Source organism: Pontixanthobacter sp. CEM42 (genome assembly GCF_017812015.1).
Classification (GTDB): domain Bacteria; phylum Pseudomonadota; class Alphaproteobacteria; order Sphingomonadales; family Sphingomonadaceae; genus Pontixanthobacter.
Map to the genome: position 1 here is coordinate 518,367 of NZ_JADQTN010000001.1, position 24,301 is coordinate 542,667.

27 protein-coding genes are annotated in these 24,301 nt (G+C 56.6%); 7 read left to right on the forward strand and 20 right to left on the reverse strand.

Annotated elements, in window-relative coordinates; translation table 11 throughout:
* The first annotated feature begins 25 nt into the window (after positions 1-25).
* Entirely contained in the window at positions 26-574 is a 549-nt protein-coding gene (locus J9777_RS02400; protein WP_209347198.1) for a hypothetical protein, read from the forward strand.
* Between the two features lie 6 nt (positions 575-580).
* Positions 581-1,630 (forward strand): RNA-directed DNA polymerase, encoded by a 1,050-nt coding sequence (locus tag J9777_RS02405; RefSeq protein WP_209348567.1) that lies wholly within the window; start codon positions 581-583, stop codon positions 1,628-1,630.
* Here J9777_RS02405 and J9777_RS02410 read toward each other — a convergent pair.
* On the reverse strand, positions 1,627-3,090 hold the full coding sequence (locus tag J9777_RS02410; protein ID WP_209347199.1) for a carotenoid oxygenase family protein: 1,464 nt from the start codon (positions 3,088-3,090) through the stop codon (positions 1,627-1,629). The two genes, J9777_RS02405 and J9777_RS02410, sit on opposite strands and share 4 nt — an antisense overlap.
* 189 nt (positions 3,091-3,279) lie before the next feature.
* Between J9777_RS02410 and J9777_RS02415 the strand changes: the two genes are divergently transcribed.
* Positions 3,280-4,095 carry a universal stress protein gene (locus tag J9777_RS02415; RefSeq protein WP_209347200.1) on the forward strand — a complete coding sequence of 272 codons (816 nt, stop codon included), beginning with the start codon at positions 3,280-3,282 and terminating at the stop codon, positions 4,093-4,095.
* On the opposite strand, the gene J9777_RS02420 is transcribed toward J9777_RS02415, so the two are convergent.
* The 8 genes from J9777_RS02420 to hisG all read right to left on the reverse strand — a co-directional run bounded on the left by J9777_RS02420 (position 4,092) and on the right by hisG (position 12,843).
* Positions 4,092-5,012, reverse strand: a complete 921-nt coding sequence (locus J9777_RS02420; RefSeq protein ID WP_209347201.1) for an acyl-CoA thioesterase II — start codon at positions 5,010-5,012, stop codon at positions 4,092-4,094. The two genes, J9777_RS02415 and J9777_RS02420, sit on opposite strands and share 4 nt — an antisense overlap.
* A gap of 41 nt (positions 5,013-5,053) precedes the next feature.
* Positions 5,054-5,965 (reverse strand): cupin-like domain-containing protein, encoded by a 912-nt coding sequence (locus J9777_RS02425; RefSeq protein ID WP_245228479.1) that lies wholly within the window; start codon positions 5,963-5,965, stop codon positions 5,054-5,056.
* Positions 5,962-7,128 (reverse strand): GNAT family N-acetyltransferase, encoded by a 1,167-nt coding sequence (locus J9777_RS02430; RefSeq protein ID WP_209347202.1) that lies wholly within the window; start codon positions 7,126-7,128, stop codon positions 5,962-5,964. Before J9777_RS02430 ends, J9777_RS02425 begins: the two co-directional genes overlap by 4 nt.
* Positions 7,129-7,296: 168 nt before the next feature.
* Positions 7,297-9,435, reverse strand: a complete 2,139-nt coding sequence (locus tag J9777_RS02435; protein WP_209347203.1) for a sodium-translocating pyrophosphatase — start codon at positions 9,433-9,435, stop codon at positions 7,297-7,299.
* Positions 9,436-9,574: 139 nt separating this feature from the next.
* The gene (gene thiL / locus J9777_RS02440) at positions 9,575-10,447 is read right to left on the reverse strand and encodes a thiamine-phosphate kinase (protein WP_209348569.1); all 873 of its coding nucleotides are present in this window, start codon (positions 10,445-10,447) and stop codon (positions 9,575-9,577) included.
* Positions 10,444-10,890 carry a transcription antitermination factor NusB gene (nusB, locus tag J9777_RS02445; protein ID WP_209347204.1) on the reverse strand — a complete coding sequence of 149 codons (447 nt, stop codon included), beginning with the start codon at positions 10,888-10,890 and terminating at the stop codon, positions 10,444-10,446. The genes thiL and nusB overlap by 4 nt, the downstream gene beginning before the upstream one ends.
* Positions 10,891-10,900: 10 nt before the next feature.
* A complete protein-coding gene (gene hisD / locus J9777_RS02450; RefSeq protein ID WP_209347205.1) occupies positions 10,901-12,190 on the reverse strand; it encodes a histidinol dehydrogenase in 1,290 nt (429 codons plus the stop codon).
* Positions 12,190-12,843, reverse strand: coding sequence for an ATP phosphoribosyltransferase (gene hisG, locus J9777_RS02455; RefSeq protein WP_209347206.1), 654 nt, complete (start codon positions 12,841-12,843; stop codon positions 12,190-12,192). The genes hisD and hisG overlap by 1 nt, the downstream gene beginning before the upstream one ends.
* A 53-nt stretch (positions 12,844-12,896) precedes the next feature.
* Here hisG and J9777_RS02460 point away from each other — a divergent pair, with 53 nt between their 5' ends.
* Entirely contained in the window at positions 12,897-13,961 is a 1,065-nt protein-coding gene (locus J9777_RS02460) for a DUF2332 domain-containing protein (RefSeq protein ID WP_348631912.1), read from the forward strand.
* Here J9777_RS02460 and J9777_RS02465 read toward each other — a convergent pair.
* The 3 genes from J9777_RS02465 to J9777_RS02475 are packed head-to-tail and all read right to left on the reverse strand — an operon-like array spanning position 13,958 to position 15,923.
* Positions 13,958-14,848 carry an alpha/beta hydrolase gene (locus tag J9777_RS02465; protein WP_245228482.1) on the reverse strand — a complete coding sequence of 297 codons (891 nt, stop codon included), beginning with the start codon at positions 14,846-14,848 and terminating at the stop codon, positions 13,958-13,960. The genes J9777_RS02460 and J9777_RS02465 overlap by 4 nt on opposite strands.
* A gap of 14 nt (positions 14,849-14,862) precedes the next feature.
* Positions 14,863-15,672 (reverse strand): SDR family NAD(P)-dependent oxidoreductase, encoded by an 810-nt coding sequence (locus J9777_RS02470; protein ID WP_209347208.1) that lies wholly within the window; start codon positions 15,670-15,672, stop codon positions 14,863-14,865.
* Positions 15,669-15,923, reverse strand: a complete 255-nt coding sequence (locus tag J9777_RS02475; RefSeq protein WP_209348571.1) for a BolA family protein — start codon at positions 15,921-15,923, stop codon at positions 15,669-15,671. The genes J9777_RS02470 and J9777_RS02475 overlap by 4 nt, the downstream gene beginning before the upstream one ends.
* Positions 15,924-16,006: 83 nt before the next feature.
* Between J9777_RS02475 and J9777_RS02480 the strand changes: the two genes are divergently transcribed.
* Complete coding sequence (locus J9777_RS02480) at positions 16,007-16,594, forward strand: DnaJ domain-containing protein (protein WP_209347209.1); 588 nt, start codon at positions 16,007-16,009, stop codon at positions 16,592-16,594.
* Between the two features lie 4 nt (positions 16,595-16,598).
* On the opposite strand, the gene J9777_RS02485 is transcribed toward J9777_RS02480, so the two are convergent.
* Genes J9777_RS02485 through J9777_RS02505 form a run of 5 tightly spaced genes read right to left on the reverse strand, consistent with a single transcriptional unit; the run spans position 16,599 to position 19,745 of the window.
* A complete protein-coding gene (locus J9777_RS02485) occupies positions 16,599-17,099 on the reverse strand; it encodes a VOC family protein (protein ID WP_245228483.1) in 501 nt (166 codons plus the stop codon).
* Positions 17,074-17,703, reverse strand: a complete 630-nt coding sequence (locus J9777_RS02490; RefSeq protein ID WP_209347210.1) for a glutathione S-transferase family protein — start codon at positions 17,701-17,703, stop codon at positions 17,074-17,076. Before J9777_RS02490 ends, J9777_RS02485 begins: the two co-directional genes overlap by 26 nt.
* Positions 17,704-17,712: 9 nt before the next feature.
* Positions 17,713-18,486, reverse strand: coding sequence for a VOC family protein (locus tag J9777_RS02495; RefSeq protein ID WP_209347211.1), 774 nt, complete (start codon positions 18,484-18,486; stop codon positions 17,713-17,715).
* Between the two features lie 11 nt (positions 18,487-18,497).
* Positions 18,498-18,854, reverse strand: coding sequence for a DUF1428 domain-containing protein (locus J9777_RS02500; RefSeq protein ID WP_209347212.1), 357 nt, complete (start codon positions 18,852-18,854; stop codon positions 18,498-18,500).
* Between the two features lie 48 nt (positions 18,855-18,902).
* A complete protein-coding gene (locus J9777_RS02505; RefSeq protein ID WP_209347213.1) occupies positions 18,903-19,745 on the reverse strand; it encodes an oxygenase MpaB family protein in 843 nt (280 codons plus the stop codon).
* Between the two features lie 91 nt (positions 19,746-19,836).
* Here J9777_RS02505 and J9777_RS02510 point away from each other — a divergent pair, with 91 nt between their 5' ends.
* Both J9777_RS02510 and cobS read left to right on the forward strand, forming a co-directional pair.
* Positions 19,837-20,508 (forward strand): cupin domain-containing protein, encoded by a 672-nt coding sequence (locus tag J9777_RS02510; protein WP_209347214.1) that lies wholly within the window; start codon positions 19,837-19,839, stop codon positions 20,506-20,508.
* Positions 20,509-20,601: 93 nt separating this feature from the next.
* Positions 20,602-21,585, forward strand: a complete 984-nt coding sequence (cobS, locus tag J9777_RS02515; RefSeq protein WP_209347215.1) for a cobaltochelatase subunit CobS — start codon at positions 20,602-20,604, stop codon at positions 21,583-21,585.
* A 6-nt stretch (positions 21,586-21,591) separates the two neighbouring features.
* On the opposite strand, the gene J9777_RS02520 is transcribed toward cobS, so the two are convergent.
* The 3 genes from J9777_RS02520 to J9777_RS02530 are packed head-to-tail and all read right to left on the reverse strand — an operon-like array spanning position 21,592 to position 24,216.
* Positions 21,592-22,260 (reverse strand): hypothetical protein, encoded by a 669-nt coding sequence (locus J9777_RS02520; protein ID WP_209347216.1) that lies wholly within the window; start codon positions 22,258-22,260, stop codon positions 21,592-21,594.
* Between the two features lie 35 nt (positions 22,261-22,295).
* Positions 22,296-23,651: an SEL1-like repeat protein gene (locus J9777_RS02525; RefSeq protein ID WP_209347217.1), complete on the reverse strand. Its 1,356-nt coding sequence runs from the start codon at positions 23,649-23,651 to the stop codon at positions 22,296-22,298.
* A gap of 4 nt (positions 23,652-23,655) precedes the next feature.
* Complete coding sequence (locus tag J9777_RS02530) at positions 23,656-24,216, reverse strand: hypothetical protein (RefSeq protein WP_209347218.1); 561 nt, start codon at positions 24,214-24,216, stop codon at positions 23,656-23,658.
* Positions 24,217-24,301 lie beyond the last annotated feature (85 nt).

Genomic DNA, 24,301 nt, shown 5'->3' on the forward strand with positions numbered 1-24,301 from the left:
AGTATTGATAAAGAGGTGAGAGATTATGATTTCGGGATCTAGCGTAAAGCGGGCAATAAATCACATTGGTGCGTTTGGTGATACTGATCTCTTTCCTCGCCTGCCGGAAATGCGCTGCTATCTCGATTGCGCGTCAGAAATCGCTGATGACTGCGACAACCTCAATATAGGACAATACGAGCCTGCAGGGGCACTAGAAACACTGACTCCGAAGTCATGGTTGGGCTTTAGAATAGCTCACCAAATGACCGCAGCTGATAATATCATTTTACTGGCCGCAATTTTGGATTGTGCCCCTTTTCTAGAGGCATCGCGATTGCCTGCAGAGGATAATGAAGCATTTGCATATCGGTTTGAAGCTGGAAGCTCCCTGAAGATATTTCAGCCGTCAAGAAGCTACCATCAATGGCTGGCGCATCTAGCTGCATTCAGTGGCACCGACGATCCGTTTGCTGAAAATCGACCAGCTATCGCAACGGACATATCTGACTTCTATCAGCGAATATACTTCCATCGCGTCGAGAACATTCTTTTGGACGCTGATTGTCCATCCAAGCCCGCCAAACTAGTATAAAAGGTCATCAAGGCCGTTCGGGCAAACCAGTCCTACGGTCTACCTGTAGGGAGTACGGCATCGCGGATCATCGCTGAGTGCATTTTGAACGATACTGATGTATTTTTGAAGAATATGGGTTTGCGATTTAGTCGCTACGTGGATGACTTCCGAATAGCGATTCCAGAGGGCATGGAGGCCCACTCTGTGTTGTGCAAGCTCGCGGAGCATTTGATGCGAACGGAAGGCCTATCACTCAATGTTTCGAAGACCAATCTAACGACGGTGAATGATATCGAGGAGCGATCAAAAAATCGCTTGGGAGACGTCTTCACTTCGGCTGAAATGGAGAAGATGCAGGCATTTATCAAGCTGAGTTACGGCGATGACGATGACGACAGTGAAGAGGACATTATTGCGAATCCCTTCCTGACTTCTGAATTTCTGATGGATCGGCTGGATGAAATTGCTGACAAGAAGCAGGTCGACCTCTCCGTTTTCAAAGCGATTCTGAGAGCACTTCGTTTTTTGCCCGATATCGATGCAATCCGGTTGCTAAAGAAACACGCTGAGCTCTTGTACTATGTGCCCAGAGAATTTTGCCTCGTGCTTAGTGCAGCGGCAAAGCAAGATGACTTCAAACAAGACGAAGTCTCGGAGCGCGTCCGTGAACTCCTAGTCAAACCACCATTTTCTGACCTCGCATACGTAAGAGCTTGGCTCCTAAATCTTTTTGTTGATGGCAGTCTAAAGTTAAAAATGACCGATTGGCAATCTTATGACTTCAACCAGAGCATTATTGAGCGACGTTCGCATTTCTTTTTTCGCGGTATAGCGAAAGATCGAGCCTATTTTCGGGCTTTGAAGACCCAACTTGGAACTTTGAGCGAGTGGGATAAACCGGCGGCTCTCATCGCGGCTATGTGCTTGCCAATTGACGAGTATAAAAAATGGCTGTCAGTGGCTGGTCAGCACATCAAAGGCCCATTTTCGGCAACCTTTCTAGCTTGGTTGAAGAATAATCATGGAGATTTACCTCAGCTCTTATCTGAGTCTCACTCACCGGTTTGTAGCTAATTTGCAGCCACCATCTCCCGCTCAACCCAGCACGTATGGACGCCGCTGCTAATCTTGTGTGGTAGTTTCAGTCGGCAGACCGGGCCTTTGGTCACATCGCTTGCGTCCATAATCGCGCATTCGCTGGTTCCGGTGTTCTCGTCGATCAGGAACGTCACCAGATATCCGTCATCCTCTGAAGCCGCGCCTTTGCGCGGAACCATGGGGCTTTCGCTTGCATATATGCCTTCGGGTAATTCGAAGACTTGCTCCTCGCCCGTTTGGGTGTCGTGTTTTACATAGCCGTTGAACAGGAACCAGCCGGGGCGGGTGGTGGTGGACCACAAATAGCGCGAAGGCTTCATCAGATAGCCGGGATTGATCATGCCGAACTCGACAATCCGGTCGGACAGGCGTTCTTCGGTGGTTTCGCCGGTTTTCAGATTGAAGCGCCAGCGGTGCAGGCGGCTTTGGAAGCTGTGCTCATCCACATAGGCCATCATGTGGCTGTATTGACCGGCTTCTTCCAGCGGATCGGGCATCGGTTTCGCTTGGTGGTAGCCTTCGAGCACCACCTCATCGCCTTCTTCCCAAGCATTGGTCCAGTGGAGCACATATGTCGGGTCAGCCTCGAACCAGCGGATTTCTTCGGGCTGGCCGTGACGCGGGATAAGCGCGAAGCGGGTCGGCAGCCCTTCATGAATCCGTGCGGCGTGCAGGTCTCGTTTCAAAAGTTTCTCGTCCCAGAACAGCGGCATGTCGTTGAGGATCGACCAGTTTTTGGTGATCGCCATATCATGCGGCAGGCGCGGGCCGGGCAGCGGGATCGGGACATAGTGGACCAGCTTCCCAGCACGGTCGACCACGCCGTAATGCATGTAAGGCGCGTGGACGCTGTAATTGAAGAACATCAGCTCTCCGGTGGCCTCATCCACTTTGGGATGCGCCGATACGCCATCGATTGGTCCCCACGGGGCTTTGCCCAGATTCTCCAGCGTTTCGGGGTCAAGCATCCATGCCTCGCCGCATTGGTAGAAAGTCGCATAGGCCACGCCTGCATGGACGATAATGTCGGTGCTGCCGGTGTCTTTCAGCCCGCCATGCGCGCCGAAACCAGGGCGCTTGGATGTGCCTGGCGGGTCCATGAGGCCACCCCACAGCGAGCCACCCGCAATTTGCTCCTGCGTGAAGCAGTGTGTGCGGATGAAGCGGTTGCGATAGCTGACTTTGCCGCTCGAAATGCTCACCTGATGGACCATCGCGTCGCCATCGAACGGGTGATGGCGGCCGAGCGGCTGGTGTACGGGATTTTCGGTATTGCGCAGATAGATGCCGTCGATGTCGGCAGGAACTTCCCCCTCGATCACTTCCAACTCGGCGACGTCCACTTCTTCATGCAGCGGTGTCCAAGGGCCGGAGAGATAGGGATGATTGCTCGGCTGTAGTGTGGTTTTGACCGGCGGTTGGCGGGTGATCTGCATTCGGGTGTTCCTCTCAGAGTTGAGAGTAGCGCATGGCGGTCACGACGCAAGCGCTCCGGAAGCACGAGCGAGTTTGCGCCAATTTTGATCCAGATCAATGCGCGACTTTACGGCGCGACGCAAAAGACTCGCAAGGGAGCGCAGCCCCCGATTTCATGACGCTCCCTCTGACTGGAAGGAGTCACGATCATGCGATCTATCTTAGTTCACGTTTACAACGATCCCGGCATTGAGGCGCGTCTGCAAGTCGCGCTGGATATGGCCCGATCTTACGATGCGCATCTGACCTTTCTGCAGGTCGTGCAGCAACCCATCGTGCTCCCCGGCGACTACACCGGCACGATCACCGCACAAATGATGCCGGTTGTTCAGGAACAGGCCGACGAACTGCGCCAGGTGATCGAAGCCCGGTTGGCCGACGAGGACGTGCGCTGGGACTGGGTGCAGGAGGCCGGCATGGCCGATGACATGCTGATGAGCCATGCTGCGCTCAATGATTTGGTCTTGGTCGGCTGTTTGGCGCCGCAAGGGTCTGAAACGCAGCCATCGCGCCTTGCAGGGACACTAGCGATTGAAGGCAGAAGCCCGGTGATGGTTGCGCCCAAGGATGCCAAGGGATTTGACCCGACCAAACCCGCTCTGGTCGCGTGGAACGGTTCGCGCGAGGCCTCGCACGCATTGCGAGAGGCGCTACCAATGCTGAAGCATTCGACGTCTGTATTTCTGGCGACTGTGACCGACGAGAATGATCGTAAACGGTCCGCGCTGCCGCCGGTGGATGGCGCAGCCTACCTATCGCGGCACGGTATCTCTTGCGAGATCGTCGAACTGCCGTGTCTTGGACGGCATCCAGCGGAAGTCCTGCTTGAAGCCGCGGACAGTCGCGATGCCGGCTATATTGTGCTGGGTGCCTATGGCCATGCGCGACTGTTCGAGATGGTATTTGGCGGCGTCACGCGCCGGATGTTGAAAAATCCGCCGATACCGCTGGTGCTCGCGCACTAATCGACGGCTTTGGGTGTGCGGCGGCGGATCACGCCTTCTTGCGCGACACTGGCGACCAATTCTCCTCCGCGGTTGAAGATACGGCCGCGGTTGAAACCGCGTCCGCTGCCGCTCCAAGGGCTGTCTGTGGCGTAGAGTAGCCATTCGTCAGCCTTGGCGGGGCGGTGGAACCAGATCGTGTGGTCGAGGCTGGCGCCGTTGAGTTCGCCGCGCATCCAGCTGAGTCCGTGTGGCAGGGCGCTGGTGCCGAGCAGGGTGAAGTCGCTCGCATAGGCGATGATTGCGCGGTGTAGGGCAGGATCAGCAGGCAAAGGTGCGGCTGCTTTGAACCAGCTATGTGCTTTCGGCTCTTTCTTCTCGCTGTTCATCCAATGCAGGCGGTCGATGGTGCGCATTTCTATGGGGCGCGGGCGCAGCATCATCTTTTTTGCGACCTCGGGCATATTAGGCTGCTCGGCGATCATCTCACGCCGCAGCTCCATATCGGACTTCAGATCCTCTGGCGGGGCGACATCAGGCATGGTGTAGTCACCGTGTTCCAGTCCATCTTCCGCCTTCTGGAAACTGGCGGTGAGGTTGAGGATCGGGCGCAGCTGACCGTCTTCCTCGGCTTGACTGGCCACTACCCGACGATTGGAAAAGCTGCGTCCGTCGAAATCGCGTGCGATCTGATAATCGATGGGCGGTCCTTCTTTGCCGCCGCGCAGGAAATAGGCGTGAAGCGAGTGCGCGCCCTTTTCATCAGGCACAGTGTCCTGTGCAGCCATCAACGCTTGCGCAATCACCTGCCCGCCAAATACGCGGCCCACGCCGCCCTTTTGCGGATTGCCGGTATAATTGTCGTCGCTGTTCTTGGTGACGGTCAGCAAGCGGACGAGGCCAGCGACCAGCTCTTGCGGGGATTTAGGTTCGCTCATGAAACCGTTCTGCGTTGCAGTGCAGCGCAGGTCAACGATACTTAGCCTGCTAGCCCAAGCTTTCTGAGCGCGCGGAAGGCGTATGCTTTTGGCTTGTTTGATCCGGGCCAGCGCGAGGGCGCGGTTGGGTTCAGGCCAGCTTTGCGTAGAATACGGTTGAACCCGCGCGCATCGGCCTCTTCAAAGCTCCAATCGCTGCGCCACGTGATGGACAGCGAAATCGAACTGGTTGGGCCGTTGCGCACGAAATGCGGTGCCATGACGGGTACGAACAGAGCCTGTCCTGCCGTGATCGCGAGCTCGGTTCCGTGCTCGGCGAATTCATCCTGCCATGTCAGTTCGCGGGCACCGCCGGAATGGTATCCTTCGTGCACTTGGTCCGGTGCAAAGCGGGCATCGCCAGCGGGAAATTGAGTCATCACTTTCGACCCTTTGAGCTGGAGCAGAATGTTGTGCTCGGGGTCGAAGTGGTAAGGAGTGACGGCGTTCGGTGAAGAGATGAATATGAAGCCCTGCGGACGCAACATTGCGCCAGTTTTGGCCTCGATCTGAGGCTTGATTTCGTCGAGCAGCGATAGCAGCAAGGCGTTGTATCTTGGTGATTGTTCAATGTTCTTCAACACTGCCCAACTGTTGCTGGTCGCAATATGCCGGATCGTGTCTTGGATCGACAGACCTGTCGCTTCGGGTTTGCCATCCACGCCAATCGGCAGATCGCCGCTATTAAACTCAATTGAGTTTTCTGGAAGCTCGCCAGCCAGATCAGCCAATGCATCGAGCGTCAGTGCCGAATGGTCCGACATCTGATGATCAAGAATATGCGGTTTCTCCGGATAGTGCGTTGCAAAATGGGCGCGGGCTGCTTGGCCGAACACGCTGCGTTCCGTGTAGTCGCTATCCTCGTCCAAATCGGGCGTATGATCGTGAAAATTGTGCTGGCTATCCATCATCATTGTCCAAAGTCTTCCGAACCGCTTTCCGCGCGGATCATCTGTTTGAATGCGGCCTGTCGCAATGCACCACCAAGGCCGATATTGATCCGCACGATCGAGCGTTTTTCGCGCCAGATACGTTCGATCATCGGGTGGTCCGCTGCGGCACAACTGTCCGCCCAATCAATCGCAGGATCGTCGAGAAGCTTGAGGTTTTCGCGCTGGAGCAGAACGCCGGGCGAGAAGCGGGCATAAGCCTCATCGAACGTAGTCTTGAACGAAAACACGCCGGGCGCGCTGACAAAATTGGCAAGCATGGCAATCGGCTTACCGGATAGGGTCAGAGACAGGCGTTCCAAACGGCTGCTCTTGGCAGCACCCGCCAGCGATTGGCGGAAGAGCTGTTCGGTATCTGCGTTGGAAGCGAGGGCGGAGCCTTCCTTGCCTTTCCAACCGGCAGCTTCGACGGCGAGAAAAGTGTCGATCCAGCGTGTGATGCCGGCGGATCCGGATTGTCGCTCTATTGTGACAGTGCCCAGTTCGGACAGGCGGTTGTGCTGGCGGCGCAATTCCTTGCGTTTCTTGCCGCTCATGGAAGCTGTGAAATACTCATCCGACGTCTGATCGGAACGAAGCATTGCCCGCTCTTCACGGTGGACAACGGCGGCTGGTTGTTTCACTTCCAAGGAAGACGATAGCGCATCAACGAGCACGCTATCTTCTGGCAAATGCATCAGGTGCAGGAACAGGGCTGAGCGTGTGGTCGCCGATGCCCAATTTAACACTGCCTGCCAAAATGCGCGTTCGCTTCCCCTTGCGACGAGCGGTACGCCGCAGAATGCATTGTCATGTAACCATGCGGAAATATGCGGGACCGGGTAGCCGTAATAGGTCATCGCTCGCTCGATAGGGAGCAGACCGCACAGCACGCCGTTTTGGCGGAACGTTACAAGTTCGACCGCCCCTTTGGGATCGAATGCTTCGAACGCGGGGCACAGGTTCCAGCTGTCAAAAAACGGATTGGGTTCGGTGGCGATTTGGGTGAGGGCGTTCCACTCTTCGATGAAGCTATCATCGACGATTTTCTGCCAACTTGCCGATTGAATCTGCCCTGCGCGTACACCTTCAGGCGCTGCCGAAGCTGCACCGTCGAAGCTGTCTTTGCTGAGCGAGATGCTCGCCATGCATTAACCTTTACATCGCGCGGCAAAGTGCGCCGCACCGCGCGGTTAGCAGGTGAATGCTGATAAGGTTTTAACGAAGTCGCGAGTTTTCGCAGTCTGCACACACAAAAAAGCCCCGCCGGAATCGCTTCCGGCGGGGCTTCTGATAGCCTAGGCTATTGGGTCAGATCAGTGTGCCAGAGCCGCGAGAAGCAGCAGAGCAACGATGTTGGTGATCTTGATCATCGGGTTCACGGCTGGACCAGCGGTATCCTTATAAGGATCGCCGACTGTGTCGCCGGTAACGGCAGCTTTGTGAGCTTCCGAACCTTTACCGCCATGATTGCCATCTTCGATGTATTTCTTCGCATTATCCCATGCGCCGCCACCTGCGGTCATGGAAAGCGCGACGAACAGGCCGCCGACGATCACGCCGAGCAGCAACGCACCCAGAGCCGCAAAGGCACTGGCTGGTCCGTCAATTGCGCGGATCACGAAGAACACCACGATTGGGGCAAGAACCGGCAGCAACGAAGGAACAATCATTTCCTTAATCGCAGCCTTGGTCACGAGGTCCACTGTCCGGGCGTAGTCGGGCTTCTCGGAGTAATCCATGATGCCTGGCTTTTCTTTGAACTGCTCGCGAACGTCTTTCACAACATCACCAGCGGCACGGCCAACAGCGGTCATACCCATCGCACCGAACAGGTACGGGAGCAGAGCACCGAGGAGCAGGCCAACGATGACATATGGGTTCTCGAGGCTGAAGTTCACAGCCGCACGTCCGTCAACCACGTCTAGGCCGAGCTTGTCGGCAAAGGCGTTGAGGTCAGCAGTGTAGGCAGAGAACAGCACCAGAGCAGCAAGGCCTGCCGAACCGATTGCGTAACCTTTGGTCACAGCTTTCGTGGTGTTGCCAACCGCGTCGAGCAGATCGGTTTTCTCACGAACGCTTTCGTCCAGACCCGCCATTTCAGCGATACCGCCGGCATTGTCAGTGACAGGACCGTAAGCGTCGAGTGCAACAACCATACCGGCAAGTGCCAGCATTGCAGTCGCACCGTAAGCCAGACCGATCAAGCCAGCCAGCTCATACGCACCGATGATCGCTGCGATGATGACGATGGTCGGCAGAGCGGTTGACTCCAGGCTGATAGCCAGACCTTGGATCACGTTGGTGCCGTGGCCAGTTTCCGATGCCTTCGCGATCGACCGGACCGGACGGTAATTGGTGCCGGTGTAGTACTCGGTGATCCAGATAATGACACCAGTCAGCACGAGGCCAATCAAGGAGCACCAGAACAGATCCATACCGGTGAACTCGACCATACCGGTCCCAGCGTTGAGAACGGTGTTCATGTCGGTTCCGACACTACCAAGAGCATATTGCGTGACAAACCAGATCAGCGGAACGGACAGTACCGCAGTGACAAGGAAGCCCTTATACATCGCGCCCATCACGTTCTTCCCGCCGCCAAGGCGAACGAAATACGTGCCGATGATCGAGGTAACGATACACGCACCACCGATCAAAAGTGGCAATGCCATCAATGGCATCAGCAGATCGCCCAACTGGGTTAGCAGCAGCGCGGTAAGAACCATGGTCGCACCAACGGTAACAACATAGGTTTCAAACAAGTCAGCGGCCATACCAGCACAGTCACCGACATTGTCGCCAACGTTATCGGCGATGGTTGCCGGGTTGCGCGGATCGTCTTCGGGGATGCCCGCTTCGACTTTACCGACCAGGTCGGCGCCGACGTCAGCAGCTTTGGTGAAGATACCGCCGCCGAGACGCGCGAAGATCGAAATCAACGATGCACCGAAAGCGAGGCCAACGAGGCCGTCAATGACTGTGCGGCTGTTCGGTTCGAGAGCCATCGGGCCAACAAGCACATAGAAGAACACCGCAATCGCCAGAAGAGCGAGGCCTGCAACGAGCATACCGGTGATCGCACCAGCACGGAACGCGATTGTCAGACCTGATTGCAAACTGGTTTCAGCGGCTGCGGCTGTCCGAACGTTCGAGCGAACTGAGATGTTCATGCCGATGTAGCCGGCGATGCCCGAAAGCACAGCGCCGATGACGAAGCCGACTGCTGGGATCATGCCAAGAAACACACCGACCAAGACAGCGACGACAACGCCGACGATACCAATGGCAGTGTATTGACGGTTCAGATAGGCTTGTGCGCCTTCCTGAATAGCGCCGGCAATTTCCTGCATTTTTTCATTCCCGGCGCTAGCGCCGAGAACTTGGCGACTGGTTACAAAGCCATAAACAATGGCCAGCAATCCCAGTCCAATTGAGATAAATACTAGTTCCACGAGAACCCCCATACGTATGCATAGAATCAAAAAGGCCCGCTATTGCGGGTCCAAAAAGGTGCGTTGGCTATAGGGGCGCGTATGGGCTGCGCAAGCCCCAAGCGGCAGAAATCAACGAGTCGAGCCGGATTCCATGTGCTTAGTGGCTATATCCCAGTGGTGAGCTGCGTTCTGGGGCGGTGCCATTCAGGAGGATTGGCGAATCGGATGCTTCGATAACTTCTCCGATATGCGCCGCATTCACGGGCGACGAGGCGTTAATCGGAGCGGTGAACAGCAACTGGTAATCGTCACCCCAACGGAGCGCTTCGTCGCGGCGTTCTTCGCTCGTAGCAATGGGCACAGAAGCTGTGTCGATATCCAGCGTGACACTGCTTGCCTGGGCGATGCGACTGGCATCCAGAAGCAATCCGTCCGAGACATCCATGATTGCAGTCGCTAACGGCGCAAGTGCTTGGCCTTCTGTTAGAAGCGGAATGGGCCGCAAATAGGCTGAAGTGTCCGCCCCTGTGGCATCGCGCAGTGCCTCAAAGCCGAGCATCGCGGCCCCCACCGCACCGGTGATATACAAACCATCGCCAATTTGCGCACCGCCGCGCGATGGCACGGGCGAATGGGCGGCGCGACCTATTGCCGTGACGCCGTATGTGGGCGGTCCATCACTCGACACGGTGTCGCCGCCGAGCAGTGGGCATTCATAGGTTTCGAGAACCTCGGTCAGACCCTCAACAAACCGATCATCGTTTGTGGAGAGCATATGGCTAAGCAAGATGCCGACTGGCTCAGCGCCTTTGGCAGCCAAGTCGGACAGATTGGTCGCGACGAGTTTCCACGCCACATCGGCCATATCTTGAAACGGAAGATAGTGAACGCCGCTGACGATAGTATCGTGTGTAAGCACGAGAGTTTCGCCGCCTACTTCAAGAACGGCGGCATCATCTTCCAGCCCGCGCGCTGCGGGATGCGTGGCTAGTGCCCGCAAGCTATCGATGAAGGCGCTTTCGCCAGTCAGCGGACACTCTTGGCGACTGCGTCCAAGACACCGTTCACGAACTTGGCCTCTTTGTCATCGAAGAACGCTTTGGCGACATCGACATATTCGTTGATGACCACGCCCACTTTCACGTCGTTGCGGGCCATCAATTCGTAAGAGCCAGCTCGCAGAATTTGCAGCATTGTCTTGTCGAGCCGCGCGATGGTCCAGCTTTCGCTGAGCTTCTCGGTCAGCTTCTCATCGATCTCGTCGCGCTGTGCATCGACACCGCTCACGACATCGTCAAAGAAGTCGACATCGGCGTCGGCATATTGATCGTCTTCAATCTCGCGGCCCAAACGGTGCTGGTGGAATTCGTCCAGCAGCTTGGCGAGCTTCGTCTGTTCCATATGCTGCTGATACAGCGCCTGCACCGCGGCTAGACGCGCTGCGGAACGTGCTTGTGAACTGTGCTTGCTCATTTGGGCTTGCTCATTTGAGACGGCTTTCGATTGATTTGGCGTGTGCGGGCAGACCTTCTGCTTCCGCAAGAGCCATGGCTGCGGGGCCAATAGCGTTTAACGCGGTTTCGTCCAGTTCGATAAAGCTGGAGCGCTTCATAAAGTCGAGCACCGACAATCCGCTGGAAAAGCGCGCGCGACGTCCTGTTGGCAGCACATGGTTTGGTCCTGCGACATAGTCCCCAATAGCCTCGGGCGCATGCCGACCGATAAAGATACTGCCCGCGTGGCGAATGCCTTCAAACAGCGGGGTAGGGTCTTCGACCGCCAGCTCGACATGTTCAGCGGCAAGATCATTGGCCAGTTCGATGGATTGCTCCAGATCATCGACCACAATCACAACGCCGTGATCTTTCCAGCTTTGCTGGGCGACAGCGCTGGTCGAGAGCATCGCGGATTGCACATCGATCCGGTCGGCGACTTGGCGGGAGAAGCCTTCATCATCGGTAATCAGGATTGATTGCGCATTGGGATCATGCTCGGCTTGGCTAAGCAGGTCTGCGGCGATCCAATCGGGATCGTTTTGTCCGTCAGCAATCACTAGAATTTCGCTCGGTCCGGCGACCATATCAATGCCGACAACGCCAAATAGCTGGCGCTTGGCCTCGGCGACATAGGCATTGCCCGGTCCCGTAATGACATCGACGCGCTTTATGCGGTCTGTCTCGTAAGCCAGCGCGCCAACAGCCTGTGCACCGCCAACGCGCCAAATTTCGTCAACGCCTGCAAGGTGCGCGGCGGCGAGTACGAGCGGGTTGACCACGCCCTTCGGCGTTGGTGTCACGACGGCTAGTCGCCCAACGCCTGCGACCTTCGCGGGAATGGCATTCATTAGGAGCGAGGAAGGGTAGGCCGCGCGTCCGCCGGGCACATACAACCCGGCTGCATCCACTGCCTGCCAGCGTGCGCCCAACCGGACACCCGCTTCGTCGGTGTAGTCGCGATCTTCGGGGAGCTGTGCTTCGTGATATGTGCGGATACGATCCGCCGCCAATTGCAACGCATCGCGCAGGCCTGGTTCCAAATCGTCAAATGCAGTTTTGCACTGATCAGCCGAGATTGCCCAATCATCGTCGCTGGTCAGAGCGTGTTGATCGAAGCGCTGCGTCATATCCACCAAAGCAGCGTCACCACGCGCACGAACGTCACTCAGAATAGAGCTGACTTGGTTCGCGACATCACCACCGCTTTCGCGGCGATCCTCTACGATCCGGCGAAACTTCCGCTCGAAATCGGCATCATTGATCGACATGCGCTGCATCAGTCGGCGTCCTGTGCGGCGTTCGCGCGGAATGCTTCGACTAATGCGGCAACGCGCGGATCGGTCTTTAGCGCAGCGCGGTTCACGATCAGCCGAGCGGTAATTTCAACGATTTTGTCTTTTTCGACTAAGCCATTCTGCTTCAATGTCGCCCCAGTAGAAACCAGATCGACAATCCGGCCCGCCAGACCAAGGCTGGGTGCAAGCTCCATCGCTCCGTTTAATTTGACGCATTCGGCCTGAATACCCTGCGCCTCAAAGTGGCGGCGTGTGATATTAGGGTACTTGGTCGCGACACGAATATGGCTTGCACCGTCGATGCTTTCCGCGCCTTCCTTCGGTTCAGCCACCGACAAATGGCAATGGCCGATATCGAGATCGACTGGCGCGTAAAGGTCTGAGTAGTCGAACTCTTCGATCACATCGCTGCCCACGATTCCCACTTGGGCCGCGCCATGTGCTACGAAGGTTGCGACATCGAAAGCACGCACACGGATCAACCGCATATCCTCGCGGGTCGTCGCAAAGCTGAGCGAGCGATCCTTCTTGTCATGGAATGCGTCTGCCGGAACCACTCCGGCGCGCGCCATAACGGGCAGGGCCTCATCCAGAATGCGCCCTTTGGGCACGGCGAAGGTTAGCGGGGTTGTCATGATGCGCGGCAAATAGGCACTAGGGCTCGAAAGGGCAACGAAAAGGAGATTGTGTGGCTGCAAATGGAATTATGAACATCGTCGATGTGCCTGAGGCTATCGAATGGCAGGCAACCCATGCGGAGGAGGCCGGGGCACCAAATACCGGACGAGTAGTGCGTGCTCTGCTTGCGGTTCTGGACAGCGACACGGCTGTTGGCCGCAGGATGGCGACGTGGGAAGGACTGAGTCTTGAAGATGCAATGCCGCTACGTATCAATGGCGGATTGCACAATTTGCTGCTGACCGGTGCGGATCGGCGGTTGGAGCCGGTCTATGCGGGACTGACGACCGATCAGGCGACCATTGATGCGCTTGTCGTCGATCTGGTCGAGACTTTCGATACTCGGCTGCTGCCATGGCTCGATGGCCCGCCGCAGACGAATGAGGCCGGACGGTCTTGGGGGTTTATGAGCGCGCTGATGTGGCTGTCTGTACGGTTGGGACCAAAGTTCGAGATCAATGAATTGGGCGCAAGTGCCGGTGTTAATACGATGATGGATCGCTATCACTTCGATCTGGGCGGCGTGCCATCCGGACCAGCTACCTCGCCGATGCAGATCAAACCCGAATGGCGCGGTCCGCCGCCGCCGGATTCTCCCGTTGAGATTGCGGCTATTCGCGGGTGTGATCAGGCTCCTGTGGACTTGTCCGATCCCGAAGCGGCGTTGCGATTGAAGTCCTATGTCTGGCCTGAGGCAACGGCGCGGATGGGCAGGATTGAAGCCGCCATTCAGCTCGCCAGCGAGCAAGTTCCCGATTTGGTAAAGCAAGACGCGGGTGATTTCGTCGCGGAGATGCTGGAGCGTCCACAGAAACAGGGCGTAACGCGCGTACTCAGCCACTCTATTGTCTGGCAGTATATTCCCGAAGCCACGCGTGCGGACATCGAAGCGGCGATGGAAGAGGCTGGCGCTAAGGCAACCAAAGAAAAGCCGCTTGCATGGATTGCGCTGGAAACCAATCGCGCGACATTCCGGCATGAGTTGAAAGTGCGATATTGGCCCGGTGGAGACGAGGAAGTTCTGCTCGGATGCGGTCACCCACATGGCGCATGGGCAGAGTGGTTTGGCGACTAACCGCCAGTTTTGGCCAAGAACTCTTCCATCGCGGTATTGAACTTCTCAGAAGCTTCCCATGGCACGAAATGACCGCAATCGGGCACCTGCACCAGTGTCAGATCGTCAACCAGTTCATCCATGCCCTCGAGGTTTTCTGGCGGTAAGGCCATGTCGTCCATTGCCCAGATGACGAGTGTGGGGATGGTCAAATTCGGGAGTGTTGGTCCTTCAAACCCGGCTGGTAATTCGAACGGCGCATCCATATCGGGCACATCCATCTGACTGGCGCGGTACCAATTGAGCATCGCGATCCGCGTGTCCGGGTCTGCCCAGTCTTCGAGCTGTGCCGCCCGATCCTCGGTTGTCATCACAGAGGCGCTCTCCCACTCGGCTTCGCGGCTGAGAAACACCGCAAGCCCTGCCTCGCGGATAAAGTCGTTATGCGCGGTATCACGGAAGGCGCGGATATATTGGCTCGCCGCGCGTTGCGCAGGGTTAGTGTAGAGCAATCGCTGAAAAATCGCCGGATGCGGGGCGTTGGCGATAATCGCGCGTTCGACCCTTTGCACTTGCCCGCCAATGGCAACGCCCCACGCAATCGCGCCGCCCCAATCGTGACCGACGATCGTGAATTTGCCTACGCCCAACGCATCGGCAAGTTGGAAGATGTCGCCGATCAACTGGTCTGGCGTGTAGCTTGCTGCATCCTGCGGATTGGACGATCCGCGATAGCCGCGTTGGTCGGGCGCGATGCAGCGATAACGGTCTGAGAATGCCGGAATCTGGTGCCGCCAAGTGCGATGTGACTCCGGAAAGCCGTGCAGGAAAATGAGCACTTCGCCATCGCGTGGTCCTTCATCAACCACATCCAGCTCAATGCCGGAAGCTAGCGTCACCCGTTTCATAGCATCGCTCATACTCAGCCGTCCGCTTCCAGCTTTTCCATATAGCCCGCAGCGACCATCGCAGCGACTTGATCGAATACTTGGTCGGGTGTCTTGCGGGTTTCGCCCATCGCCTCTTCCATGCCGCGCGCTACGATGATTTCCCGCTCGCCCGCCTCGATAGCATCGACCATTGTCTTGGCCGCTTCTTCTGGTGGGATACCATTGTCGATCACTTCGTCACTCTTGCCGCGCTTGGTGCCATCAGCGGACAGTGCATTGCGTGACACATTGGTGGCGACCGAGCCCGGCGCAATCACATGCACATCGACACCGCTCACTGACATTTCCGCGCGCAGTGCATCAGCGTAGCCGATTAGCCCGAACTTGGCGGCACAATAGGCGGTCCGCATCGGCACGCCGACTTTGCCCGCGATGGATGAGATAAATACAAGCTTACCCGATCCGCGCTCACTCATATGTGGCAGCAATGCCTGCGTAGCAGCAATCTGTGCGGTCAGATCGATATCGATAATATCGCGATAGACCTGCATATCGGTTTTCACCGCGCGGCTGCGCTGCGAAACGCCCGCATTGGCAACAAACACATCGACATTGCCAGTCCACGCGATTGCTTTGCTCGTTGCATCGGCAAGAGCCGCATCATCGCGCACATCGAATGGCAGAATCAGCGTTTCGGTATCGAGGCTGTCCGCAACTTCCGCCAGCCGTGCTTCGTCACGGCCTGACAGAATAATCTTGGCACCGCGTCTGGCCCATTCCGCAGACAATGCCGCGCCGATGCCCGATGATGCGCCAGTGATCCAAACAACCATATCGCTCATGAATTTTCTCCCGGTGCTGATGCTTTGAGCGCAAGAGCATGCACGCGCTGGCCGGGGATATCACCTAGCGCCGCGTTGATCATGCGCTGGCGTTGCAGGCGCGATACGCCTTCAAAGGCGGCGCTTTCGATAACGATGGTAAAGTGCGATTCGCCGCTGCCGTCATCGCCCGAGTGCCCCGAATGCGATGCGCTATCGTTGATGATCTCGAGCTTCGTTGGAGCAAAAGCCTCTGTCAGCAGGCTCTCCATTTCTCCAGCCACTCTCAAATTAACACTCACGGGCAGTCTCTCCTGATTTGCAATTTGCTCGGGCGTCCCCATTCTAGGACGCTATGCGCGGTGACAGGTTCCATGGTCGGTTTGAGAGTGCGGGGCAAGAATGCCGTGCACCCGGCTGCACCGAACCTGGTGAATTTCGGGCACCCGGGCCGCGCGGTTCCGGATTTGACGGGCCGGGTCAATATCTGTGGTTCTGCCTCGACCATGTGCGCGAATTCAACGCGGGCTACGATTGGTTTGAAGGAATGAACGCGGAAGAGATTTTCGCCGCGCAATCTCCCTTGGCCGGCTGGCGTACAGAAAATCGCACATTCCGGGCAGATGCAGGCGTCGACGGAATGCCGCGCTGGGCCGACTTTGACGATCCGCTCGATGCAATCAGCGGGCGCGCCGCCAGTATCAAGAAACGCGCGGCCGGTAATGTGGCGGATTATGGTCGCTTCACTCCGCGAGAGCAGGAAGCGCTTACCGAAATGGGGTTGGAAACCGACACTGACCGTGCGGGCCTTCGCCGCCGCTATTCACAGCTTGTTCGCCAATACCATCCGGACCGCAATGGCGGCGACCGAAGCCATGAAGCTCGGCTGGGCAGGGTGGTCGAGGCGTATCAGTTACTGCGGAAAAGCGTGGCATTTAGCTAGCCGCCTATTTTCCAGCGATGGCTGCCTCGATCTTGGCGTGATCGATTTTGACCATTTCCATCATCGCGCCGAATACCCGTCCTTTCACGTCGGGGTCGTCATGCCCGAGCCCTTCCATCAAGACCCGTGGGGCGACTTGCCAGCGAATGCCGAAGCGGTCGGTTAGCCAGCTACAGGCCATCTCCGAACCTGTTTCGCCGAGCAGAGCATCCCAGTAACGGTCGGTCTCTTCCTGCGTGTCGGTGAAAACCTGCAGTGATATCGCATTGGTGAAGCTGTCATCGGTATTGCCGTTCATCGCCATCGCAAGCGTGCCAAGCAACGTCAGATCGATCGTCAACACATCGCCTGCTTTGCCTCCCGGCCAATCGGTCGACGAACGATTGATGGAGTGGATTTCGCTCTCGGGAAAAAGGTCGCAGTAGAAACGAACAGCATCTTCAGCCCCGCTCTCGAACCACAGACAAATCGCCAGTTTATCAGCGATTGCTTTCAGCCTCCGCAATTAGAGCCATATCGATGCCTTTCGCTTCCTTGTATTTGGGGCGGTCGCGGAGACGCTCGGCGTAGGCAGTGAACACCGGATCGTCGGGCAAAGACTTGAACATAATGCCCCAATCGACCTGACTGCCGACATAGACATCCGCCATGGTGAAGCGGTCACCGCAGATGAAGTCCTTGCATGACAATACCGATATGAGCGTTTCCACTGTCCGGTCATACGTACCGAAGCCAGCCATTGCCTCTTTACCATCGGGAACATCCCAACCCATCGATTTGGCGATAACTGCCTGTTCCAAAGGCCCTGCAGCGAAGAACATCCAGCGCAGGTAAGAAGCGCGCTCTTCGGCGGTCGGGAGTAGCTCTGGTGCGGAGGCTTCGGCGAGATACGCACAAATCGCGGCAGCCTCGGTGATCACATGCGCATGATCGCCATGATGGTGCACCAGCGTCGGCACTTTGCCCATCGGATTGGCATCGAGCAGTCCCTTGGGTTTGTTCGTCCAATCGACCAGCTGGGTTTCGTAGTCGGCACTTGCCTCATGCAGCGCCCAGCGAACGATCTGCCCGCGCGACATCGGGTTGGTGAAGAATGTGTAGTCAGCCATATTGGTCCCTCAGCCTTTGCTTCCGATCAGGGCGAAGAACGCGCCCTGCGGGTCCATGCCATTAATGATGTGGTCGCCGCCGGGGATTTCCATAGGCCCGGTCAGCACTTGCCCGCCACTGGCCTTCACGAAGTCGGCGGCTGCATCGATATTGGGCACGCGGAAATAATAGACCCATAGCGATGCGGGCATCATTTCCGGTTTCTTCATAATCGCGCCGACTGCGTAGTCATCTGTTTTGAACATTTCATATAGACCCATCGGGCCCATATCCATTTCGCTGTCCTTCTCCCAACCGAATAGGGAAGTGTAGAATGCCTTGGCAGAAGTGGGATCGTCGGTAACGAGTTCGTTCCATGCGCAATGACCATCGCGCGGGTCGTGCTTTGCAAAAGCCTCGCTCCCTTCCCCTAGGCTCATCAGATAGATCGGTGCACCTTGGGGATCGGCCAGAAAGGCGAAACGACCGACATTGGGGATATCCTGAGGCTCTAACATCACTGTGCCACCCAGCGTGGTGACATCCTTGGCCGATGCATCGACGTCGTTGACACCGACATAACCCGCCCATAGCGGCTGCGCGCCGCCTTCGGTCATCTCGTCGGTGAGCGTCATAAACCCAGCGACTTCGGTGCCGTTCTTACTGGCGAGAAGGTACTCCATGTCCGGTTGTCCGCCATCGGCGAATTCCCAACCAAGCAGTCCGCCATAGAATTTTTGCGCCGCGTCGACGTCCGGTGTCATCAACTCATACCAAACGAAATCGCCACGTTTGTCGGTCATTGTCTCTCTCCTCAATCGCGCCCCAATGTGTAGATGGCATCGAAACTGCCAAAGATCATCCGCTTTCCGTCGAACGGCATTTCTGGATGGCCTTGCATCCGTTCGTCCTCCATCATGTCCTTGTGGCCTTTGTCGCAGGTCTCGCGGTCGGGCCAGATGATCCATGAAAAGACGATCTTCTCATCGGGTTTAGCTTGTACCGCTTTGCGGAAATCGGTGCTGTCACCGTCTGGCACATCGGCTTCCCAATTCTCGGCGCATTCAAGTGCCCCATAATCGATAAACATTGGCCCCATGGCCTTAGCCAACGCAAGATAATCGTCCTTGCTAGCCTCTGGCACGGCGATCACAAATCCGCTGACATACATTGCACTACTCCTATCCCGTGTGGGTTGCAGCATGCGCGAAGAATGTGGCTATTGTTTGAAGGCCCAGCGCAGCGTTCGTCCGACGGTATGTGTGGCGATCTTCGTCGGCAGCAGCGACAGGCCGGGTTGCTTAAGACCGAGCATCGGGCGCGCAAAGGATGGCAGTAAATCGACAGCTGCCGTGCCGAGCATTGTCTGGACCCCGGGAGGAGTGCCTTTTGGCCGCTGGTTGAGAACCAGATCGGCCACTTCGCGCGCTTCGGTGGAGCCTGTCAGATCATCGCGAAATTCGTTGAACAACGCTTCCGCCTCAGCCTTCGTTTCGGGCACGGGATCGGCGCCCAACTTGCGAGCGATTACGGCGAACTGGCGGAAATACTCGTCTTGATCGGCATATGTCATCGCCGGGTTCACATAGTGTAGGTAAGCTTCCAGAAAACTGAGCGCTTCAGCGACGTGAACCCATGCCAAAGTGCGCGGGTCCTGTGCGGAATAGGGCGTGCCATCGGGCAATGTGCCGCCCACCTGCGCATGGATGCGGTTGACGCGGCCAATGATCTTCTCGGCCTCGTCACGGTGACCGAATGTTGTGATCGCAATAAACCGCGCAGTGCGCCGCAATCGGCCATGCATATCTTGGCGAAAATTGGAGTGGTCGAGCACGCCGTGCAGTGCAGGCGGATGCAACATCTGCAACAGCAGGCTGCGAATACCACCGACCGTCATCGACACCGCGTCTGCATGAACGAGGCGGATCGGCGAGTCTTTGGCGAACAGTGCATCATCTGATGGCGGGACGGGTTCTTGTCCCTTTTCGACATCATTGAACACCGCGCGAACGCGGCCGACCAATCGGTTGCGAACAAATTCGGATGGGCTGGGGCGTGGCACCAGCTTGTTATGCGGTACTAACTTGAAACCGCCAAGTTGAATTCACGCGCTCAAGTCGCCAATTCGGTTTTGAGGGCAATGGAGCAATGTGATGAAGATCAACGCCGATTTCGACCAACGCGTGATCGTGCATAGCGATCAGATCGATTGGGTGCCGTCACCCATGGCCGGTGTTGATCGCCGAATGCTGGACCGGATCGGTGGGGAGGTGGCGCGGGCGACCTCAATCGTCCGCTACGCGCCCGGCAGCAGCTTTCCCGAACATACCCATGGCGGCGGTGAAGAATTCATAGTTCTGGAGGGCGTGTTTCAGGACGAGCATGGTGACTATCCCGCCGGCACATATGTCCGCAACCCGCCGACGACCCATCATGTGCCGGGATCAGAACCGGGCTGTACCATCTTCGTGAAACTATGGCAATTCGATCCGGATGACCGGAACCAATTCTCAGTCGATTTGAACGCTGAGACGCTAGGGCCGGCTGAAGGCCAAAAAGGCATATCGGCTTCGACCATTCATCAGGACGAGCGAGAGACGGTATCGGTCGAGAAATGGGCGTTCGATGCCAAGCGTTCCTTCGATGCTCCAGGCGGCGCTGAATTGCTGGTTTTGGACGGTTTGGTGATTTTCGGTGGTGAAGAGCTGGGCAAGCATAGCTGGCTGCGAATCCCACCCGGAGATACGCTGAACGCGCAGGCCGGAAAAAATGGTGCTCGTGTGTGGATCAAGACCGGTCACTTGACTGACGTTACGGCACCCTAATTCTCCGACTGATACCGCCACAAGAATTCCTGCGTGCAACTACTCTTTCGGCGCTTGCAGGGACCCCGATGCGCGTCTAGGCGTTCACTCGATATGACAGATAAGACCTTCGATCCGACCTCCAAGACATCACTCGCCGCGCCTGACACAACTGTCGACGTGCGCGACACATTCGGTGTCGATATTGATTGGCAAGTACCTGCCTTTAGCGAGGCGGATGAGCGCGTGCCGGATCTCGATCCAAACTATGTGTTCGATGCGGATACCACACTGGCGATCCTTGCGGGCTTTGCCCATAATCGCCGAGTGATGGTGCAGGGCTATCACGGCACCGGTAAATCGACGCATATCGAGCAAGTTGCCGCGCGTCTCAACTGGCCGTGTATCCGGATCAACCTCGATGCGCATATCAGCCGGATCGATCTGGTCGGGCGTGACGCGATTGTGCTGCGCGATGGCTTGCAAGTTACCGAATTCCGCGAAGGCCTGCTCCCTTGGGCACTGCAGCATCCTGTTGCGCTGGTATTCGACGAATATGACGCGGGCCGTCCTGATGTGATGTTCGTGATACAGCGTGTTCTGGAAGCAGAGGGTAAACTCACACTGCTCGACCAAAACCGAGTGATCCGTCCGGACGCCGGCTTCCGTCTGTTTGCGACAGCCAACACAGTTGGTTTGGGCGATACCAGCGGCCTTTACCACGGCACGCAAGCGATCAACCAAGGCCAGATGGACCGTTGGAACATTGTGACTGCGCTGAATTATCTACCGGCCGAGGTCGAGCAAGACATCGTTGCGGCGAAGAACCCTGAAGCGGATCCAAAACAGATTGCAGATATGATTAAAGTCGCGGACCTGTCGCGCCAAGGATTTATGAACGGTGATATCTCAACCGTGATGAGCCCGCGTACAGTGATCACTTGGGCGCAGAACGCCGCGATCTTCAACGATGTCGGCTTTGCCTTCCGCCTCAGCTTCCTCAACAAATGTGACGAAGCGGAGCGGATGTTGGTGGCAGAATATTACCAGCGCGTGTTTGGCACTGAATTGCCGGAAAGCGTCGTCGGCCAGAACTGAGCTGGTTCAGGACATCTTGCAACCGGGACCTTTATCGACCGTTTCTGATAGTGTTTTGTGAGCTACTGCCGCTGCATCCCACGCTGCGGCACGCCCATCTTCGGGCAGGACCAAAAACGCGATCGGCTCCTCATCTACGCCTTCGTCGGCGGGTGGGAACACAAAGAGGCCCGACATGCCGGGTCTTTTTAGCAGGTCTTTCAGGATCTTGGGGCCGTCGGCTCCCTTCACAGTCGCGCCATCGCCAAAGAGCCCTAGCGAGTACCGGCTCAGGGTTTTCCAGTCGGTTGTGACATCTATTGCGATATTGCCACCCTGTGGCGCAATGCCGATCCGGTATGGGTGTGGTTTGTCGCTGAACACCCGATACTCTTGGCCTTTCAGAGGCACGGTCAGTCCGTTGGGATAGAATCTGATGTTGAAATATGCCCGTGGCTCGCGGTCTTTTTCAGCGATCTCGGTCAGTTCGATGACGGGCTTTTGCTCCTGAGGTAGATCAACATCTGGCCCCAAGTTCCACGTGCCTCTCTTGTAATAAATTCGGGTGCGCTCTGCAGTCGCGTTCCATTCCCATTCACCGACAGCGCCTTTGGGGCAGATCGGCAACTCTTGCGCAGATGCGGATTGGCTCGATAATATGGCTAATGCCAATGCTGCGAAGATCACCTTTTTCACGTTGATTTTCCTTTTGATGTGGCGAGGAGCCGCGTTTATCGGCTTTGCAACTGATCGGGTTTGACGTCCGGCAGATTGCCTAAGCGCCGCAACTCATCTGCAAATGTCTTTGCGCGCTGGAAACCGTTGGCGTGAGAGCGATCGAGCATAGCGAGAGCTTTCTCGTATGATCGTTCGATGCCTTTGCCATAGACATAACTCACGCCGAGATTGAACTGGCATTTGAAGCTCTGCAATTCCGCGCACTCTTTTAGCAATGCGACGCCTTTTGGCAGGTCTGTCGCTTCATATTTCTCGTCTAGATAGACTTTGGCTACTTCGTTCAGCCCGTCCCCAAACTTCGCGGCGCGGTAATGTTGTTCGGCCTTGTCCAGATCGCGCAGTATTTTAAGATTCACCATCCCTTTGAAATACGCGTCGCCAAGATTGATATGCGCGCGATCACGCATCTTCTCGTCCAGAAAGTCCATCATCGGCGCTTTCTTGATCCAGTGTGCGGCCTTTGCGAAGCGCTCGGCATCTGGGAAGCCTCTCTGAAAAGCGGCGGTTGCTTCGACCGCCGCATCACCAATTCCACCTTTCGCTGCGCGCTCCCAATATTCCCAATTCAACTGGCCGTTCGCCTGAATGTCACCGATATTGGTGCGGTTACGAATACCGTAGGTCTGGTCGCCAAAATAGACATTGCCGACGACATACTGCGAATGCGCATCGCCTGCGTCGGCGTGTGCTTTGATCTTGGTGAACGCGCTCTTGTCGCCATATGCGGCAAGTTTGCGATACCAATCGACTTCCTGCTCGAAGCTGCCGCCATGTCCTGTATCGAGCAAACGGATCAGGTACGATAAAGTGAATTCATCTGCGTATGCATTGTATGAAAGTTTGTAGTGCTCGACTGCCTTCTTGGGTGATTTCTTGACGCCTATGCCTTCTTCATGCGCTGCAGCTAACGTCTGATGTGCTTCAGCAATATCTTCACTTGTAGAAGTTTGCGCGGTGGTAACCGAGCGCAGCAGCTCGATACCCCTGTCGACGTTCTGATCGATCCAGTTACCCTGGATATACGCCTCGGCTAGTAACAGACGTGCGCCCATATGGCCTTGAGCATCCGCTTTTAGCGCATAGGTAAATGTCAGCTCCGGGGACTCGGGCAGACCCTGGCCGAGATAATACATGTAGGCGACGCGGTATTGTGCCTCGGCATGACCCTCATCAGCCAACGGCTTCAAAATTTTTGCCGCCGTATCGTATTGGAATTTGTCGAAGGCCATAAGACCAGCGGCGAGGTTGGTGGACTCAATAAAGTCATCGGCAGGTGGCATTTCCTCGGCGGCAACTGGCACTGAAACACACATCAGTGATGCAAGCGCGAGTGCGACCATTCGTGTCATGACGTTATACTCCGCTCAGCTTGCGCAGCCGTAATGTATAGCATCCCGGTGCCGTGGGCTTCCCGACCATCTCCCCATCGACAATGGTTGCTTCCATCGCCGACGCACCAAAACGTTCGGGCTTGTCGATCCACTCGCCCGGTTTGAGTTCGATTTGATAGGCTGGTGCATTCGCTATTTCGGCAAGGCCGCTCACTTTGAAGGCCCCCGCTTTCGCATCGGGATTGGCAGCTGTAGGGAAGAAATTGAGAACGCCGCTGATTGATCGCAGGCTGGCAAGCCGAATTGCGCGGGCGTCATTGCAGGGTCCGGCACCGGATTTGCATGAACCCGGAAGCGCATCGAACGGGGCGGGGCCAGCGTCCTCGATCGATAGCGTCATCCCGACTTCGCCAAAGCCGCAAATAAAAGTTCCTGCATACTGGCCGGTGATTTCAGCAATAGGACTTTGCTCGACCGCTGCATCTTGTGCCGCTGCGGTATGTGTAGCGGTAACGCCGATGGCGGTGCATCCGGCTAGAATTCCAATGGCTAAGGAACCGGCTTTGAGCGAACGATATTTCATGTGATGACCCCTCTCGATCTCGACTGCGTCGAGCGTAACGGCCGAACCGGCGCAGGACCTTGTAAAATCACGACATTCGTTTTGC

Coding starts and splice junctions, on each gene's coding strand:
- J9777_RS02495 (WP_209347211.1), bottom strand. CDS start 18,486: ATGACCGACAAACGTGGCGATTTCGTTTGGTATGAGTTGATGACACCG.
- J9777_RS02400 (WP_209347198.1), top strand. CDS start 26: ATGATTTCGGGATCTAGCGTAAAGCGGGCAATAAATCACATTGGTGCG.
- J9777_RS02470 (WP_209347208.1), bottom strand. CDS start 15,672: ATGAGCGATATGGTTGTTTGGATCACTGGCGCATCATCGGGCATCGGC.
- J9777_RS02420 (WP_209347201.1), bottom strand. CDS start 5,012: ATGAGCGAACCTAAATCCCCGCAAGAGCTGGTCGCTGGCCTCGTCCGC.
- J9777_RS02430 (WP_209347202.1), bottom strand. CDS start 7,128: ATGGCGAGCATCTCGCTCAGCAAAGACAGCTTCGACGGTGCAGCTTCG.
- J9777_RS02530 (WP_209347218.1), bottom strand. CDS start 24,216: ATGAAATATCGTTCGCTCAAAGCCGGTTCCTTAGCCATTGGAATTCTA.
- J9777_RS02510 (WP_209347214.1), top strand. CDS start 19,837: ATGAAGATCAACGCCGATTTCGACCAACGCGTGATCGTGCATAGCGAT.
- J9777_RS02480 (WP_209347209.1), top strand. CDS start 16,007: ATGCGCGGTGACAGGTTCCATGGTCGGTTTGAGAGTGCGGGGCAAGAA.
- J9777_RS02410 (WP_209347199.1), bottom strand. CDS start 3,090: ATGCAGATCACCCGCCAACCGCCGGTCAAAACCACACTACAGCCGAGC.
- J9777_RS02490 (WP_209347210.1), bottom strand. CDS start 17,703: ATGGCTGACTACACATTCTTCACCAACCCGATGTCGCGCGGGCAGATC.
- hisD (WP_209347205.1), bottom strand. CDS start 12,190: ATGCAGCGCATGTCGATCAATGATGCCGATTTCGAGCGGAAGTTTCGC.
- nusB (WP_209347204.1), bottom strand. CDS start 10,890: ATGAGCAAGCACAGTTCACAAGCACGTTCCGCAGCGCGTCTAGCCGCG.
- hisG (WP_209347206.1), bottom strand. CDS start 12,843: ATGACAACCCCGCTAACCTTCGCCGTGCCCAAAGGGCGCATTCTGGAT.
- J9777_RS02415 (WP_209347200.1), top strand. CDS start 3,280: ATGCGATCTATCTTAGTTCACGTTTACAACGATCCCGGCATTGAGGCG.
- J9777_RS02465 (WP_245228482.1), bottom strand. CDS start 14,848: ATGAAACGGGTGACGCTAGCTTCCGGCATTGAGCTGGATGTGGTTGAT.
- J9777_RS02525 (WP_209347217.1), bottom strand. CDS start 23,651: ATGACACGAATGGTCGCACTCGCGCTTGCATCACTGATGTGTGTTTCA.
- J9777_RS02425 (WP_245228479.1), bottom strand. CDS start 5,965: ATGATGATGGATAGCCAGCACAATTTTCACGATCATACGCCCGATTTG.
- J9777_RS02475 (WP_209348571.1), bottom strand. CDS start 15,923: ATGGAGAGCCTGCTGACAGAGGCTTTTGCTCCAACGAAGCTCGAGATC.
- cobS (WP_209347215.1), top strand. CDS start 20,602: ATGACAGATAAGACCTTCGATCCGACCTCCAAGACATCACTCGCCGCG.
- J9777_RS02500 (WP_209347212.1), bottom strand. CDS start 18,854: ATGTATGTCAGCGGATTTGTGATCGCCGTGCCAGAGGCTAGCAAGGAC.